This is a genomic window from Streptomyces sp. NPDC047853, assembly GCF_043204535.1.
Lineage (GTDB): Bacteria > Actinomycetota > Actinomycetes > Streptomycetales > Streptomycetaceae > Streptomyces.
In genome coordinates this window covers 40,379-56,647 of the sequence record NZ_JBIDCI010000028.1, presented here as the reverse complement: position 1 = coordinate 56,647, position 16,269 = coordinate 40,379, and the positions used below count along the sequence as shown (strand labels likewise).

General features: G+C 75.7%; 13 protein-coding genes. 2 read left to right on the top strand and 11 right to left on the bottom strand.

All coding sequences use genetic code 11. The features are described from left to right. Nucleotides 1-314 precede the first annotated feature (314 nt). From ACGF5T_RS33245 to ACGF5T_RS33235, 3 genes are all read right to left on the bottom strand, one after another. On the bottom strand, nt 315-1,127 hold the full coding sequence (locus ACGF5T_RS33245) for a 4'-phosphopantetheinyl transferase superfamily protein (protein WP_356612487.1): 813 nt from the start codon (nt 1,125-1,127) through the stop codon (nt 315-317). Between the two features lie 127 nt (nt 1,128-1,254). Then, nucleotides 1,255-3,081, bottom strand: a complete 1,827-nt coding sequence (locus tag ACGF5T_RS33240) for an acyl-CoA dehydrogenase (RefSeq protein WP_366768370.1) — start codon at nt 3,079-3,081, stop codon at nt 1,255-1,257. Continuing rightward, a complete protein-coding gene (locus tag ACGF5T_RS33235) occupies nt 3,078-3,992 on the bottom strand; it encodes an SRPBCC family protein (RefSeq protein ID WP_356612490.1) in 915 nt (304 codons plus the stop codon). Before ACGF5T_RS33235 ends, ACGF5T_RS33240 begins: the two co-directional genes overlap by 4 nt. Before the next feature lie 351 nt (nt 3,993-4,343). On the opposite strand from ACGF5T_RS33235, the gene ACGF5T_RS33230 reads away from it, so the two are divergent. Further along, complete coding sequence (locus ACGF5T_RS33230) at nt 4,344-4,601, top strand: DUF6059 family protein (protein ID WP_356612492.1); 258 nt, start codon at nt 4,344-4,346, stop codon at nt 4,599-4,601. 172 nt (nt 4,602-4,773) lie between these two features. Here ACGF5T_RS33230 and ACGF5T_RS33225 read toward each other — a convergent pair whose 3' ends face one another. The 4 genes from ACGF5T_RS33225 to ACGF5T_RS33210 all read right to left on the bottom strand — a co-directional run bounded on the left by ACGF5T_RS33225 (nt 4,774) and on the right by ACGF5T_RS33210 (nt 9,249). Further along, nucleotides 4,774-6,027 (bottom strand): beta-ketoacyl synthase N-terminal-like domain-containing protein, encoded by a 1,254-nt coding sequence (locus ACGF5T_RS33225; protein ID WP_366768371.1) that lies wholly within the window; start codon nt 6,025-6,027, stop codon nt 4,774-4,776. Next, nucleotides 6,024-7,295 (bottom strand): beta-ketoacyl-[acyl-carrier-protein] synthase family protein, encoded by a 1,272-nt coding sequence (locus tag ACGF5T_RS33220; RefSeq protein ID WP_366768372.1) that lies wholly within the window; start codon nt 7,293-7,295, stop codon nt 6,024-6,026. Before ACGF5T_RS33220 ends, ACGF5T_RS33225 begins: the two co-directional genes overlap by 4 nt. Then, nucleotides 7,292-8,071: an alpha/beta fold hydrolase gene (locus ACGF5T_RS33215; RefSeq protein WP_356612496.1), complete on the bottom strand. Its 780-nt coding sequence runs from the start codon at nt 8,069-8,071 to the stop codon at nt 7,292-7,294. Before ACGF5T_RS33215 ends, ACGF5T_RS33220 begins: the two co-directional genes overlap by 4 nt. Before the next feature lie 356 nt (nt 8,072-8,427). Then, nucleotides 8,428-9,249, bottom strand: a complete 822-nt coding sequence (locus ACGF5T_RS33210) for an AfsR/SARP family transcriptional regulator (protein WP_356612497.1) — start codon at nt 9,247-9,249, stop codon at nt 8,428-8,430. Between the two features lie 643 nt (nt 9,250-9,892). On the opposite strand from ACGF5T_RS33210, the gene ACGF5T_RS33205 reads away from it, so the two are divergent. Next, nucleotides 9,893-10,831: an AfsR/SARP family transcriptional regulator gene (locus tag ACGF5T_RS33205; RefSeq protein WP_366768373.1), complete on the top strand. Its 939-nt coding sequence runs from the start codon at nt 9,893-9,895 to the stop codon at nt 10,829-10,831. A gap of 602 nt (nt 10,832-11,433) precedes the next feature. Here the strand turns inward: ACGF5T_RS33205 and ACGF5T_RS33200 are convergent. The 4 genes from ACGF5T_RS33200 to ACGF5T_RS33185 form a co-directional block, all read right to left on the bottom strand. Beyond that, nucleotides 11,434-12,291, bottom strand: coding sequence for an AfsR/SARP family transcriptional regulator (locus tag ACGF5T_RS33200; protein ID WP_356612499.1), 858 nt, complete (start codon nt 12,289-12,291; stop codon nt 11,434-11,436). Nucleotides 12,292-12,911: 620 nt separating this feature from the next. Beyond that, nucleotides 12,912-13,529, bottom strand: a complete 618-nt coding sequence (locus ACGF5T_RS33195; protein WP_366768374.1) for a ScbR family autoregulator-binding transcription factor — start codon at nt 13,527-13,529, stop codon at nt 12,912-12,914. A gap of 11 nt (nt 13,530-13,540) precedes the next feature. Next, entirely contained in the window at nt 13,541-15,133 is a 1,593-nt protein-coding gene (locus ACGF5T_RS33190) for an acyl-CoA carboxylase subunit beta (RefSeq protein WP_356612503.1), read from the bottom strand. Nucleotides 15,134-15,276: 143 nt separating this feature from the next. Next, nucleotides 15,277-15,507 carry a hypothetical protein gene (locus ACGF5T_RS33185; protein WP_361019116.1) on the bottom strand — a complete coding sequence of 77 codons (231 nt, stop codon included), beginning with the start codon at nt 15,505-15,507 and terminating at the stop codon, nt 15,277-15,279. Nucleotides 15,508-16,269 lie beyond the last annotated feature (762 nt).

Genomic DNA, 16,269 nt, shown 5'->3' with positions numbered 1-16,269 from the left:
ACCGGCCGGGGGCCGGGGACCGGCCGGGGGCCGGGGACCGGCCGGGGGCCGGGGACCGGCCGGGGGCCGGGGACCGGCCGGGGGCCGGGGACCGGCCGGGGGCCGGGGACCGGATTGCCGGGCGGCCTGCGGGTGTGGGGCCGCCTACGGGTGTTGGGCGGCCTGCGGGGGTGAGTCCGACGGTGCTGCGCGGCGGGGTGTTGAGCGCTCTGGGTGCTGGTCCCGGCCGGGGGTGCGAGGCGGCGGGGGTGGTGGGCCCGGCGGGGGCGGTGTGGGGTGGTGGCCGGGGGTGGCGGGTGGGTGGGGGGCGGGGGTCAGTCGGGTGGGGCGGTGTCGGTCATGGCGGCGAGGAAGCCCTCGTCGAGCATGGTGGTGGCGGAGGTGTCGTCGGCGGTGCTGAGGCCGGCGTCGTGGCAGGCGACGCTGAGCAGGTAGCGGTCCATGACGGGGTAGGTGGCGAAGCCCCATTCGCCGCCCGTGACGGGGGTGCCGTCGGGGGCGCACAGCCGGCCGCCGCTGAAGCCGAACTCCTTGAAGCCCAGGCGCAGTCCCTGGCCGAGGGCTTTGCTGTAGGCCTCTTTCTGGGTCCACAGGCGCAGGACGCGGGCGGCGCGTCGGCCGGCGGGCAGCAGGTCCAGTTCCCGTGCCTCGGCGGGGGTGAGGACCTGGCGCTGGAGCAGGTCCAGGCGCAGGGGGCGCTGGGCGGGCTCGACGTCCACGCCGATGCGGCCGGTGCGGCTGAGGCCGACGGCGATCAGGTCGCCGGTGTGGCTCAGGCTCAGTTCGATCTGGTCGAAGCCGCGCAGGTAGGGGCGTCCGCCCAGCCGGTAGGCGAGGTCGAGGTGTTCGGGCGGGACGGCCAGGGCGGCGGCGGCGGTGTTCTTGATCAGCAGCCGGGAGGCGGCGAAGCGGTAGCGGACCGCCGCGTCGGGGGTGCGGCGGTAGCGGGGCCAGTCGGCGCCGAGCAGTTGCGGCAGGCGCCGGGTGGTGAGCACGCTGGGCAGCCATTCGCTCCAGGTCGTGCAGACCAGCGCGTTGCCGAGGGTGGCGAGGTTCTCCCGTACCCCGGGCCAGGGCCCGGTGGGCCGTGGCACGTGGAGGGGCACGGCGCACGTGACCCGGTCCATCGTCGTCTCCCTGCGTGTGAGTGCTCGCGCCGGCCGCCTCGGGCTGGGCCGGGGCGGCCGGCCGTGCGGCCGGCTCCCCGGCCGGTGGCGGCCGGGGTGCGTGAAGTGCGGGTGGGGGGTGGGGTGTTCAGTGGGCCAGGGCGGTGGCGTACAGGTCGAGACTGTGTCCGTGGCGGCAGCGGTCCAGGGCTTCGGCCAGGACGGTCTGCTGGGCCTGGGGCGGCAGGTCGGGTACCGGGGCGCCGAGCCGGCGGGCGATGCGGCTGAGGGCGAGGACCGCCCAGGCGGGGTCGGCGAGGAAGGTGTCGTGGCCGGTTTGGCCCTCGAAGACGCCCAGGCAGGCGGCGGCGGACAGCAGCAGGGCGTAGCGGTCGGCCAGGGCGCAGGCCAGGGGGTCGACGGCGGTGCTGGAGGCGGGCAGCTGGGCGCAGCGGTCGCGCAGGGTGCGCAGTTCCGCCACGAGGGTGCGGGCGAGGGTGGCCAGGGTGGTGTGCAGGGGCCCGGCGCTGTGGGTGCTGAGGCGTTCGGCGGCGGCGATGAGGGTGGCGGCCAGGAGGTCGCCGGTGCCCGAGTGGGTGAGCCGGGTGTGGTCCAGGGGCGGCAGGGGCGCGCCGGGGGTGAAGAGCTCGGCGGGCCCTTCGGCGGAGCGGAACCAGGCGGTGCGGGCCAGGGCGGCCAGTTGCGGGACCAGGACGGCCTGGCAGACGGCTGTTCCGGAGTGTCCCAGGCCGGCCACGGGCAGGTCCCGGGCCAGTTTCTGGAAGCCGCCGTACAGCGGTCCGCGGTCGTAGCCGCGGGCGCCCAGGACGGCGGCGAGTTCCTCCAGGTCCTCGCGCAGCAGGTCGGGCATGGTGTATTTGACGGCGGCGGCCAGGAGGTAGGCGTCTTTGGGGGCGAGGCTGAGAGCGCGCAGGGCGGTGACGGCCATGGCGTCGCAGGCCAGCAGGTCCGCGAAGACTCCGCTGAGGGCTTTGTGCCAGCGGCGGGCGGGCTGGTGGCCGGGGCGGTGCTCGGTGGCGGCGCGGACGGCCAGGCGCAGGACGCCGTCGACGCCGGCCAGGACGGTGCCGGGGATGAGGCAGTGGCTGATCTGGAAGCTGCGCAGGGCCAGGGTGATGCCCTGGCCCGGGGTGCCGACCAGGGCGCTGTCGGGCAGGTGCACGTCGCTCAGGCGCAGGCCCGAGAAGCGGGCTCCGCGCATGCCGGGCATCTGGACGCGGGGAAGGCGCTGGACCTGGCCGCGCTCGGGTGGTCCGGTCAGCAGGAACACGGAGTGGCTGTGGGGTCCGTGGCCCGGGGAGGTGCGGGCGTAGACGACGAAGGTGTCGGTGCGGTCGGCGTTCATGACCGCGTCCTTGCTGCCGTTGAGGAGGTGGCCGCCGCCGGGGGCGGGGGTGGCGGCGACCTCGCGGCGCAGGATGGCGTTGGCGTGGGCGACCTCGCGGTGCACGATCGCGGCGCGGCCGCCGCCGAGCAGGACGCCGGCCAGGGCGGTGCGCTGGGCCGGGTCGCCGGCGGTCCACACCGAGGAGGCGGCGAACAGGGAGGTGACGCCGAAGCCGTAGCCGGCGGCGAGGTCGCGGCGGAAGAGGGGGCGCAGCACGCGGGCGAGTTGTTCGAGGTCGGTGAGGCGGCCGCCGAGGTCGTGGGGGACGAATTCGGCGCTGAGCCGGTGGCGGGCGAGCAGGGCCTCGGTGGCGTGGGGGCTGTGGCGGGCGTCGTCGGCGCGGACCAGGGCCAGGTGTCCGTTCGGGTTTCGGGGGTCGAAGGGGTCGCCGAGGGCGGCCTCCAGCCGGGCGGCGCGGGCGGGTTCGCCCTTGTCGTGTGCCGGCGCCGAGCCGTGCCGGGCACCGGCAGGCGCGGGTGCGGGTGCGGGTGCGGGGGGCGGGAGGGGGCCGGGGTGGGGGGTGCGGTCTGCGGTGCCGGTGGGGGCCGGGCCGGCCGGGGCGGTCACAGGGCCCTTACCGCGCCGCTGGCGTGGCGGGTGGCGTGTTCGAGGACGTGCCGTGCGGTGCGGGACAGTTCGTCCTGCACGCGGCGGGCGGTGTCGGGGCCGGTGGCGTCGTCGCTGAGCAGCACGTTGTGGCGCACGCTCACGTCCACTCCGGCGGGGTGGGGGTCCAGGGACCATTCGCCGGTGTAGGCGGCCAGGGGGGTGCGGGGGTGCAGGTGCTTGTGCACGAGGCGGCCGGCGCCGGGGAAGCTGATGCGTACGGCGCGGGTGCCGGTGGCGGCGTGGCCGTCCAGGGCGAGGGTCTGGATGCCGGGGGTGTCCTCCAGCACGCTCACCGGGCGGGTGTAGGCCAGTTCCTGGGGCCAGTCCCCGGCGCGGTAGAGGAAGTCCAGGACCAGCTCGGCGGGTGCTTTGATCCTGACGGTGTCCTCGAAGGTGAGGGTGAGGTCGTCCAGGTGGGTCCAGCGCTGGGCGAGGCGGGCCAGGCCGTCGAGCTGGGCGCGGCTGTTGGCGCGGGTGACCTGCAGGGCCCAGGCGGCGTGGGCGGGGTCGTCGCCGGTGACGGTGAAGGCGTGTTCCAGGCGTACCCGGCTGACTTCGCCGGCCGTGTGCACGCTCCATGTGCCGCTCATCGACTCGATGGGGCGTGAGGGCAGTTCCTGGCGGAAGCGGACGCGGTGGGCCGCCACGTCCAGGTGCCGGTGGGAGACCCAGGAGCTGACGCGGTCGCCGGCCAGTGCCCACATGCGCAGTCTCTCGCGGGTGCCGTCGAAGTCGAGCTGTTCGACGTGCAGGCACGGGGAGAAGAACAGCGGCCACACGGTGGCGTCCGCTATCAGGCCGTACAGCACTCCGGCCGGGGCCGGAACGTTCACTTCACAGGCACTGCGGTGCACTCGCGCATCCGGCATCGTCCACACCCTCCGTCGTCCAAGGCGTCGCCGCCGTGCCGGGTCCCTGGCCGACCGCGCATGCCGCGGTCCTGCGGGGGCGGGCGCGGCGGCCCGTTGTGCTGCGGCTCTTCGTCGACCCTGTCCGGAACCGCTCGGGATCGGCCCGGGCCCGGCTCGAATCCCTCTGGAGCAGGTCGCCGCGCGGGCCGCGCGGGGCGGGGGGTGTGCCGGTGCTCCTGCTCCAGTGGCGCGCGGGGAGCGCTTGAGGGGGCGGGCGGACGGTGGCGGCCGGTGGTGCGCCGCCCGTCCCCTCCCCCGGGGGGCGGCGCGCCGGTCACGGGGGATGCGGTGGGACAGGGAGGTGGCGGGGTGGGGTTCTTTCGTCGGCGCTTTCGTCCGCGCCGGTTCGTGCGCGGTCTGTGGGAGGGGCTGGTCACCTACGGGCGGCTGTGCATCGGCGGGGAGACGGCGCCCTATGAGGAGGTGCGCCCGCGGGAGGTGTGGCAGCAGCCGCCGCCGGGTCATCCCGAACGGGTGCGCGGTGATGTGCCGTTGACGCCGTTGGAGCGGCGGCTGGCCCGTGAGCTGGGCGGCCGCCGCTCCGGCAGGGACCGCGGCGCGGCCTAGCCCCCGGCCGCGGGCCCCGTGCGGGCCGCTCCCGGGCCCCGTGCGGCCTGCCCCTCCAGGGCTCCCGAGGGCCCGCCGCCGGTGCGGTGGCCCGGAGGACGTTGGGCCGGAGGACGTTGGGCCGGAGGACGTTGGGCCGGGGGGCCGGGGGTTGGGGGTTGGGGGTTGGGAGTCAGGGGGTGGGGGCTTGGAGTACGGCGGCGGAGTTGAAGCCGCCGCGTCCGCGGGCCAGGACGAGGGCGGTCTTCAGGTGGGGCAGGGGGCGGGGGGTGGTGACGAGGTCCAGGGGGCAGTCGTCGGCGAGGTGTGCGGTGCCGGTGGTGGGCGGCACGATCCTTGCGGCCAGAGTGAGCAGGGCGGTGGCCAGGTCCAGGGCGGCGCCTCCGGCGCCCAGGCGTCCGGTCATCGTCTTGGGCACGGTGACGGGGACGCCGTAGGGCCCGAACAGGGTGGTCAGGGCGTGGCTCTCGGTGCGGTCGGCGGCGCGTTCGCCGGCGCCGTCGGCGAAGACGACGCCGATCTGTGCGGGGGTCAGGCCGGCCTGGGCGAGGGCGAGTTCGGCGGCTTCGCGCAGGCGGGGCCGGCCGGGGCCGTCGAAGGTGGCGGCGCAGCCGGCGACGGTGCCGTAGCCGGTGGCGCCGCGGCGGCGGGCGCGGCGTGCGTCCTCCAGGACCAGCAGGGCGCCGCCTTCACCGACGGTGTGGCCGTCGGCGTCGGTGTCGAAGGGCCGGTAGGCGCGGGCGGGGTCGGGGTGGGGGCTGAGGCGGCCGTCGGCGAGGTGGGCGGCCCAGCCCCAGGGGCACAGGGTCGAGTCGATGCCGCCGGTGACCATGAGGGGGGCGCCGCCCTGGATGTGGCGGCGGGCGCGGGCGAGGGCGTCGATGCCGCCGGCCTGTTCGCTGATGAGGGCGGAGCCGTGGCCGCGCAGCCGGTGGCGGATGGAGATCTGGGCGGGGGCGGCGGCGTGGAAGGAGGCGAAGGACTGGTAGACGCTGACGTGTGCGGCGCCCTTGCTCCACAGGGCGGCCAGGCCGCGTTGTCCGTACTCGGCGCCGCCGGCGGAGCTGGCGGTCATGACCCCGGCCTGGTGCAGGGCCTGGTCGTCGGGGTCGGTGCCGGCGTCGTCGAGGGCTTCGCGGGCGGCGGCCAGGGCCAGGCGGGTGCTGCGGTCGGTGGAGGGCAGCAGGGTGCTGGGGATGTGGTCGGCGTCGGTGAAGGCGGTGATCTCGCCGGCGATGCGCACGGGGTAGGAGGAGGCGTCGAAGCGGGTGAGGGGGCCGATGCCGCTGCGGCCGGTGAGCAGGGCGTCCCAGTAGGCGGGGGCGCCCAGGCCGTTGGGGGCCACGATGCCGATGCCGGTGACCAGTACCTGGTGGGGGCGGGGCGGGCCGGTACGGTGCGGGCGGGGGCCGGGGGCGTGGTTCATGCCGCCTGCCCCAGGTGGGGGCGGGTGAGGACGGCGGCGGTGTGGAAGCCGCCGAATCCGCTGGCGACGCTCAGGACGGTGTGGGTGCGCTGCTGGCGGGCGATGAGCGGGGTGTAGTCCAGGTCGCAGGTGGGGTCGGGTTCGTGGAGGTTGGCGGTGGGGGGGACGACGCCGTGGCGGATGGCCAGGGCGCCGGAGGCCAGGTCGAGGGCGCCGGCGGCGCCCAGGGCGTGGCCGATCATCGATTTGATGGAGCTGACGGGCACCCGGTGGGCGTGGTGGCCCAGGCCGGCTTTGAAGGCGTGGGTCTCGTGGCGGTCGTTGTGGCGGGTGCCGGCGCCGTGGGCGCTGATGTAGTCGATGTCGGCGGGGTTGAGCCGTGCGCGGTCCAGTGCGGCGCGGATGGCGGCGGCCATCTCCTGGGCGCCGGGGCGCAGTGCGGTCATGTGGTGGGCGCTGCTGTGGGCGGCGGTGGCGGCCAGTTCGGCGTAGGGGGCGGCGCCGCGCCGGCGGGCGTGTTCCTGTTCCTCCAGGACCAGGACGGCCGCGCCTTCGCCCAGGACGAAGCCGTCGCGGGTGCGGTCGAAGGGGCGGCTGGCGGTGGCGGGGTCGTCGTTGCGGCTGCTGGTGAGGCGGATGCGGTCGAAGCAGGCCATGGTGATGGGGGCGATGGGTGCTTCGGCGCCGCCGACGACGGCCAGGTCGGTGCTGCCCTCGCGGATGAGGTCGGCGCCGTGGGCGACGGCGTCCAGGCCGGAGGTGCAGCCGCTGGAGACGAGGCCGACGGGTCCCTGGGCGCCGCAGTCGCGGGCGAGGGCGGCCGCAAGCGAGCTGGGGACGAAGTAGTCGTAGAGGGACGCGGCGGCCGCGGTGTGGTCGAGGTCGGTGGTGTTGCCGCAGTCGCTGAGGACGGCGTACTGGGTGGCCAGGGCGGTGGTGCAGCCGATCGCGGTGCCCAGGCTGACCGCGCAGCGCAGCGGGTCGCGGGCGAGGTGGTCGCCCGCGCCGCTGTCGGTGAGGGCTTCGCGGGCGGCGACGAGCGCGAACTGGGTGATGCGGTCCAGGTGTTCGGTGTCGGCGAAGGCGAAGCCGTGGGCGGCGGCGTCGAAGTCGACCTCGGCGGCGATGCGGGAGCGGTAGGCGGAGGCGTCGAAGAGGGTCAGGGGGCGGGTGGCGGTGCGGCCGTCGGTGAGCAGGTTCCAGAAGTTCCGGGTGCCCACCCCGCCCGGGGCGACGACTCCGATGCCGGTGATCACGACGCGTCTCACCGGCCGCCTCCGGCCGCGGCGGCGCTGCTGTGGGCGCGGCAGGCGCGGCCCACGTGCCGGGCCAGGCCCGGGGAGCTGGCGAAGAAGTGGCCGCCGGCGACGGTGTGCAGTTCGATCAGGTCGGTGGTCCACTGCTGCCAGTGCCGCAGTGCGGCGGGGGCGGCCAGCGGGTCGTCGCTGCCGGCGAAGACGAGGACGGGGACGTCCACGGGGCCTCCGGTGACCGGGTCCAGGGCGGCGTTGCGCAGGGACTTGGCCAGGCGCAGGTCGTCGCGCAGGACGGGCAGGAAGGTACGCCGCCACAGCCCGCCGGGGGAGGCGGAGGCGCCCGGCGGCAGCGAGCCGATGCTGTCGAGCAGGGGCAGCAGGTCCTCGTCGGGCAGGTCCGCGCCGTCGACCAGGGCGGTGGTGGTGTGCGGGGGCGGGCAGGCGCCCACCGCCAGGAACAGCGGCGGCGCGCCGGCGTCGGCCAGGGCCCGGGTGAGGGTGTAGCCGACCAGGGCGCCCATGCTGTGCCCGTACAGGGCGTAGGGGCCGCGGCGGGCGGTGGCGAGCAGGCCGGGCATCAGGTCGGCCAGCAGTTCGGTGCGGCCGCTCAGGCGGGGCTCGCGGCGGCGGGCCTCGCGGCCGGGCAGCGGCAGGGCGTGCACGTCGACGCCGTCGCCGACCGCTGTGCCCCAGCCGCGGTAGCTGGCCACGCCGGCGCCGGCGTGGGCGAGGCAGGCCAGGGTGACCCGGGCGGGCCCTTCCTGGCGGGCCTTGGAACTCGAAGCCATCCGTCGCCTTCCTCGTGAGCGGCCGGGCCCGGGGTGCGGCGGGCGGGGCCCGGGCACGGTGCGGTGGGATGCGGGCACGGTTCGGTGGGGTGCGTGCACGGTGCGGTGGGGTGCGGGCACGGTGGGGTGGGGTGTGCTGTCCGGTTCCTGCCTCTCCCCCGCCCCCGCCCCCGCCCCCGGGCCCGGGCCCGCTGCGGCTGCCGGGCCCGCCCCCGCTTGCGGGCCCGGCAGCGGGAGCGGGTGGGGGCCGGGGTGCGGGGTGAGCCTCGCCCCGGCGGCTCGTGCGGCGCTCGACCCGGCGCCCCGGGCGGTCCGGGGGCGGCCGGCGGGCCGTGCCGTGCGCGGCGGACGGGGTGTCATGCCGCGTACAGGTCGAACGTCGAGGAGCGGCGGGCTCCGGCGGCGACGTCCAGCTGCGGGTCGACGGCGAGCATCGCCTGGTGCAGCCGCTGCAGTTGCGGGGAGGGTTCGACGCCGAGTTCCTCGATGAGACGCTGGCGCAGTCTGCGGTAGACGTCGAGTGCGGCGGCCTGGCGCCCCGAGCGGTACAGGGCCACCATCGCCTGGGAGTGCAGTCCTTCGTGCTGGGGGTGGCGGGCGACCAGGTCGGTGAGTTCGGCGATGAGCTCCACGTGCCGGCCCAGGCGCAGTTCGGCGTCGATGCGGCGTTCGCGGGTGACCAGGCGGCTCTGTTCCAGGCGCATCACCTCGATCTCCAGGATGGGTCCCACCCGTACGTCGACCAGGGCGGGCCCGTCCCACAGGTCCAGGGCCGTGCGCAGCACCGCCGCGGCGCGTTCGTCCTCGCCGTCCTCGAAGGCCTGGCGTCCTTCCTGGACGAGGCGTTCGTACTGGAAGGCGTCGACCGCCTCGGCGGGTACCTGCAGCAGGTAGCCGCCGTAGCGGGTGGCGAGGACGTCCTTGGCCGAGCCCGGCACGTCCGGGCCCATGGCGGTGCCCAGCAGGCGGCGCAGCTGGAGGATGTAGGTCTGCAGGGTGGTCATCGAGCTCTGCGGCAGTTCGGTGCCCCAGATCTCCTCCATGAGGGTGGGGACCGGTACGACCCGGCCGGGGCACAGGGCGAGCAGCGACAGGATCTGCCGGGGCTTGCCTGCGGTGGGCACGACCGAGATTCCATTGAATTCGGCGTTCAACGCACCCAGGACTTGTATTTTCACGATTCCCTCCGCAAGTTGTCAGGGCGGTCGGTTCTGAGCCGTTGATAGAGCGTTTAGATACTGTCGCGTTCCGCGTTCCCGTGTCATTCCCGCCACTCTGCGGCAAGAGGAACCGGACGTTTCTTGCACCGGGGCGCGAGAGCGGCTCGAGTATGTCTCGTTCCGCACGGCAAGTGGCGACGTAAAAGCGTTCCGGCCACCCGGTATACGGCCGTGCGGCGGGCGCTTCCTTTTTCGTGCCGGGCCCGGGCCGTGCGGGGGCGCCAGGGGGTGCGGGCCGGGGGCGGCCGGGGTGCGGGCGGGAGTGGCCGGGGGTGCGGGCGGGGCGGCCGGTGCGGTGGGGGTGCGGGGCGGGGTGCCCCGCGGTGCTGCGGGCGTCTCGCCCGCCGGGGGCGGGCGGGGCGCTCCGGGTGGCGGGTGGCGGGTGGCGGTGGCGGGTGGCGGGTGGCGGTGGCGGGTGGCGGGTGGCTGCTCGAGGATTTTTCCATGCCGGTTTGCGGGCGGCTGGGGAATCGTGCGCCGAAAACGGGGGTCGGCTACTGTCCGGGCACAAGGAAGTGCATCTGCTATTCGTGAGGGAAATATCAGGGCCGCGCCCCCGGGTCGGCGGGTGCGGCGGAGGTGTTTCCCGGGCAAGGGCGAGATGGAGTTTCGGATTCTTGGGCCGGTTCAGATTCACGGCGAGCGGGCCGGTGCGCGGATCGTTCCCGCCGGCGCCAAGCAGCGGGCGCTGCTGGGTGCGCTGATCGTGCGGGCCGGCCAGGTGGTGCCCAGCGAGCGCCTGGTGGAGGAGCTGTGGGGTGCGTGTCCCCCGGCGAACGCCGCCAACGCGCTGCAGGCCCATGTGGCGCGGCTGCGGCGGCTGCTGGCGGCGCCCGTGTCCCCGTGCGGGGCGCCGGCCGGGGGGTGGGTGCAGACGTGCCCGCCGGGTTACGTCCTGCGGCTGGGGTCCGCGGCCACCGACGCGCAGCGTTTCGAGCGGCTGGCCGCGCGGGCGGGGACGCTGGCGGCGAGGGCGCCGGGCCGGGCGGCGGATGTGCTGCGGCAGGCTCTGGCGCTGTGGCGGGGGCCTGCCCTGCACGGCTGCGGGCAGGGGCCGGTGTGCTCGGCGGGTGCGGCGCTGTGGGAGGAGAGCCGGCTGCTGGCGTGGGAGCTGCTGTTCGACGCCAGTCTGCGGGCCAACCGCGGTGCGGAGATCACCGGGGAGCTGCAGGAGCTGGTGGCCGTTCATCCGCTGCGGGAGCGGTTCTACGAACAGTTGATGGCGGCGCTGCTGGGTGCGGGGCGGCGGGCGGAGGCGCTGGGCACCTACGACCGGGCGCGCCGGCGGCTGGCCCGTGACCTGGGGGTGGCGCCGGGTGCGGTGCTGCGCGGGTGCCGGGAGGCGGCCCTGCACCCGCCGGGCCCCGCCGACGCGGCACCGGCGCCGGCACCGCCTCCGGCGGAGGCCGAGGGGGCGGGGGCGCTGGGCGCGGAACTGGCCCGGGTGCGCCGGCAGGTGGAGCTGCTGCGCCGGGAACAGGGCGAGCTGTCGGCCCGCCTCGCCCGCCTCACGGCCCACGAGCCGGCCCGCAACCCGTGAGCCTGTCCGGCCCGCGCGAGGCGTGACCCGGCGGGCGCCGGCGCCGTTTCAGCCGTGATCCGGTGAACGCCGGTGGCCTGCTGGAGCCATGGGCCCTGCGGGACCCCGGTGGCCTGCTGGAGCGGTGACCCTGTCAGTACTGGCGGCCTGGCGGAGCCGTGCCCCCGGGGGCCCCGGTGGCCCCGGTGGCCCCGGTGGAGCGATGATCCTGTCAGTACTGGCGGCCTGGCGGAGCCGTGGACCCTGGGGCCCTGGTGGTACGTGGTGTGCGGGGGCCTGCCCCGGCCGCCCGTGGAGCCCTGCGGTCCTGGCCGCCGGCAGGGGCGTCGGTCTGCGGGCTCCCGGCCCACCCGTAGGGGACGTGAGGCCGGGAAGGCCCGGGACCGAAAGCCCGTTGCGCCGGGGGCTGTTGGGGCCCGGGAGGCCCGGGGGCCTGTGGGCCTGTGGGCCCGGGGGCCTGTGAGGCCCGGGGGCCTGTGAGGCCCGGGGGCCTGTGAGGCCCGGGGGCCTGTGAGGCCCGGGGGCCTGTGAGGCCCGGGGGCCTGTGAGGCCCGGGGGCCTGTGAGGCCCGGGAGGCCCGGGGGCCTGGGAGGCCCGGGGGGTCAGCGGGTGACGAGCCGGCTGCCGGTGGCTGTCCCGGTGCCGGTGGCGGTGCCGGCGGCAGGGGCGGCGGTGGCGGTGGCCGGGGCTTCGGGGCGGGCGACGAGGATGGAGCGCTGCAGGCGGCTGAGAGCGGCGGAGGGTTCCAGGCCCAGTTCGTTTACGAGGGTGCTGCGCAGGCGCTGGTAGGCGTTGAGGGCCTCGCCGCGCCGGCCGGAGCGGTGCAGGGCCAGCATGAACTGTCCGTGCAGGCTCTCGTGCATGCGGTACTGGCTGACCAGCACCGTCAGTTCCGACAGCAGTTCGCGGTGGCGGCCCAGGCGCAGGTCGGCCTCGATGCGCTGGTCCAGTGCGCACAGCCGGGCCTCTTCCAGGCGCTTGATCTCGGTGTCGATGAGGAGGCCGGCCTGGATGTCGGTCAGGGCGTGGCCGTTCCACAGGGACAGGGCGTCGGCGAGCCGGCGGGCGGCGCCGGCGTAGTCCTCGGCGTCCATGGCCCGGTAGCCGGCTCCGGCGCGCTGGTCGAACTCCCGGTAGTCGACGTGGCCGCCGCGGGTGTGCAGGCGGTAGCCGCCCGGGACGGTGGCCAGGATGTCCTTGGCGGTGCAGCGCTCGTCGGGTCCGTGGGCGAGGGCCTCGGCGATCAGCTCGCGCAGCTGCAGCACGTAGGTCTGCAGGGTGGTGCGTGCGCTGCGCGGGGGGCGCTGGCCCCACAGCTCGTCGATGAGCGCGCTGACGGGGACCACCTGGTCGGCGTTGAGGGCGAGCAGGGCCAAGACCTGGCGCGGTTTGGGGGCGGTCGGCACGACCGGCACCCCGTGCTCGCGCACCGACAGTGTTCCCAGCACTTCGACGTCCACGTTTCCCCCATGAGTCAGACCGCAGGCCGGGTGGTCCGCTGCTGCGTCGCCCGGTGACCGGGAACCGGTACGCGGCTCCAGACCCGATAAAAAAACAGCACAGTCGGTTTGTCAATGCGGGCTCAGCGGGGCGCCCGGTTACCGCCGGGATCCGGTCAGTCACTGATCGAACACCTGCCCGTGACCCTTTCGTGAGCAGGCGGTCTCGTCAGGCGGACCGCCGACGATGCGCCACCGGGGGGCCAAAACACGTCCTGTCCAGCGAAGGGAGACGTTGGCCGAAAAACTCCGCCGGATCCGGCCCGGGGCCACGGGGACTCCCGGACCGGCAGAAGCCCCCTTCAGGACGGGTATGGGCGAGTTGTGGCGGTGTTGCCCCGCCGACAGGCGCCTGATAACAGACCGTGCGGTCTCTGTCGGGCGGGGTGGGGCAGCGTTCCGGCGGGTGCGGCGGGTCGCGGGCAGGGCTGCACCGGGGGGCGGGCCGGGCGGCGCCCCCGGGGCGGGCGGGCGGGGCCGCGGGCGCCGGGCAGGGCCGGACACGGGGCCGCCGGACACCGGGCCGCCGGACACCGGGCTGCGGGGCGGTGAGGGGGCGGGGAGGGGGGGTGGGGTGGGCGTCAGCGGGGCGCGGAGCCGCCGGCTTCGAGGGCGGGCAGGAGGGGGGCGGGGACGAGTGCGGGCAGCAGGAGGCGCCAGAACTGGGCGACGGTGGCCCGTGAGAGCCACACGTCGTCGCGGGTGCCCAGGACCTCGAAGCCGACGGTGACGGCGACCACGGCGGCCACCACGCCCTCCCGGGCCACGTTCTCGCGCAGTTCCCCGTGGCGGGCGGCGCTCTCGACCATGGCCCGTACCCAGGTGTGCCAGCGCAGCCGCAGGTCGGTGCGGGCCACCCGGCCGGCCTCCCCGCTCAGTTCGAAGCCGGCCCGCAGGACCACGTCCTGCTGCAGGCGGCAGGCGAGTTCGTGGGTGGCGTCGACCAGGCGCTGCACGGTGGCGGGGGTCTTCCTGCCGCGGGTGGTGATGGTCTGCAGGACGGCCGCCGCGCTCGCCTCGACCGCGTCGGCCAGGATCGCCTTGCTGGCGAAGTGGAAGTGCAGTGCGCCGTTGCTCACGCCCGCCCTGGAACTGATCAGGGTGAGCGAGGCGGCGGTGAAGCCTTCGTGGTGGAAGACCTCGGCCGCCGAGTGGATGAGCGCCTCGCGGGTGCGCACTGCACGTTCCTGTCTGACCATCTTCTGCTCCGTCACTGCGGTGGGTTGCCGTGCTTCCGGGACGGCACGTCGGCGTGCTTGGTGCGGAGCATCGCCAGGGACCTGATGAGCACCTCGCGGGTCTCGGCGGGATCGATGACGTCGTCGACCAGGCCGCGTTCGGCCGCGTAGTAGGGGTGCATGAGCTCGGCCTTGTACTCCTTGACCATCTTCTGGCGCATGGCCTCGGGGTCCTCGGCGGCGGCGATCTGGCGGCGGAAGATGACGCCGGCGGCGCCCTCGGCGCCCATCACCGCGATCTCGTTGGCCGGCCAGGCGAAGGTGAGGTCGGCGCCGGTGGACTGGGAGTCCATGACGATGTAGGCGCCGCCGTAGGCCTTGCGCAGGATCAGCGAGATGCGGGGCACGGTGGCGTTGCAGTACGCGTACAGCAGCTTGGCGCCGTGGCGGATGATGCCGCCGTGCTCCTGGTCGACGCCGGGCAGGAAGCCGGGCACGTCCACGAGGGTGACGACGGGGAGGTTGAAGGCGTCGCACATCTGCACGAAACGGGCGGCCTTCTCGGACGCCTCGATGTCCAGGACGCCGGCCAGGGCCATGGGCTGGTTGGCGATGATGCCCACCGCCTGGCCGCCCAGGCGCCCCAGGGCGCAGATGATGTTGCGGGCCCAGCGCTCGTGGACCTCCAGGAACTCGCCGTCGTCGACGATCTCCCCGATGACCTCGCCCATGTCGTAGGGGCGGCTGCCGTCGGCGGGGACCAGGTCCAGCAGCGTCTCGCAGCGCCGGTCGGCCGGATCCGAGCCCGGCGCGCAGGGCGGGTACTCCCGGTTGTTCTGCGGGAGCAGGGACAGCAGGTAGCGGACCTCGGCGAGGCAGGTCTCCTCGTCGTCGTAGGCGAAGTGCGCCACGCCGGAGGTCTCGGCGTGCACGTCGGCGCCGCCCAGGCCGTTCTGCGTGATCTCCTCACCGGTGACGGCCTTGACCACGTCGGGGCCGGTGATGAACATCTGCGAGGTGTCGCGGACCATGAACACGAAGTCCGTCAGCGCCGGGCTGTAGGCCGCGCCGCCCGCGCACGGGCCCAGCATCACGCTGATCTGCGGGATGACGCCCGAGGCCTTGGTGTTGCGCTGGAAGATGCCGCCGTAGCCGGCCAGCGCCGAGACGCCCTCCTGGATACGGGCGCCCGCCCCGTCGTTGAGGGAGACCAGCGGCGCACCGGCCGCGAGGGCCATGTCCATGATCTTGTGGATCTTCGTGGCGTGGGCCTCGCCCAGCGCACCGCCGAAGATCCTGAAGTCGTGCGCGTAGACGAAGACGGTGCGGCCCTCCACCGTGCCCCAGCCGGTGACGACACCGTCGGTGTACGGCTTCTTCGCCTCCAGCCCGAACCCGCTCGCCCGGTGCCGGCGCAGCTGCTCCACCTCCTGGAAGGAACCCGGGTCCAGCAGCAGGTCGATGCGCTCCCGCGCGGTCAGCTTGCCCTTGGCGTGCTGCGCCGCCGTCGCCTTCTCCCCCGGCCCGGCCAGCGCCTGGGCCCGGACCGCGTGCAGCTCCGCCACGCGGCCCTGCGCACCCGAAAGCGGCGCGGACACCTGGGGAACGTCATTGAGGACTGTCACGATGCCTCCCTTCCGTCATGGCGCAGCCGGACCACCCCCAGCGTAACGAACCGTCCGTGCGGTTTTTAGTGGGGGTGGGGATTGCGCGCATGAATCAGCCATGAACGTGCCTGCCGGCACCCGGTGCCGGCGCGGTGGCGGCCCTAGCGCCAGTTGTAGGGCGAGCGGTAGGACGCGGCGGAGCGCTCCGGCTGCCACGGCGGGACGTCCGCCGCCGGCCCGGCCGCGCCGCCCGGCGGCGCACCGGGCGCATCGCCGGCGCCGTCCTCGCGCCGGGCGGCCAGCACCGCGCACAGCACGACGGTGACGGCGGCCAGTTCCTCCTCGCCGGCCACACCGCGCACGATCCGCAGTGCGCTCTCCGGTTGCCCCATGTCCGCTCCTTCCGACCTCGGGCCACCGTCCGGCAGACCGCTACAGGAGCACTCACGTACCGGTCGAGGAACACCCCACACCCCTTGCCCCCGCCCCGCCCCACCCACCGCCCTCCCGCCCCGCCGCCCTGCCGGCCGCAGGACCACGGTGCGGCCCTCACACAGCCCGCGAGCGTCCCGTGAGCGGCCGGCCGTGCGGCACCGTGCGGCGGGCCCGTGCGGCAGACCCGTGCGGCGGGCCCGTGCGGCGACACGGCACGGCCCACCCGCGGGCGGAGGCCGTGGCCGGGAGGCCGGGGCCGGGGCCGGAAGGCCGGGGCCGGGGCCGGAAGGCCGGGGCCGGGGCCGGAAGGCCGGGGCCGGGGCCGGAAGGCCGGGGCCGGGGCCGTGGCCGGGAGGCCGGGTTTTTGGGGCGCGGGGCGGGTCGGCCCCGGGACGGGGGGCGGGGCTGGGGGCCCTGGGCGGTGGCCGGGCCTGCGGGTCCGGCTGCCGCCCGGGGCATCGTGCGGGCCGGCCCCCGGCCCGTTTGCGCCGTGGGCGCCGCGGTGAACCCGGCGGGAACGGCGGGACGTTACGCACGCCCGCCCCTGCTCCCGCACCCTCCACCTCACCCCTCCCCCGGTCCGCCTCCGTCTTCGCCGTCGCCGGTCGCCCTGCCCTTGCCACGGCGTCACGCGCCGCCCGGGCGGAGCCGGGCGGGTGAGGTGGGCGATTGTCCGCCGTCCGGGCGCTCAGGGCTCCGTGAGGGCCGGCTGCGGCCCG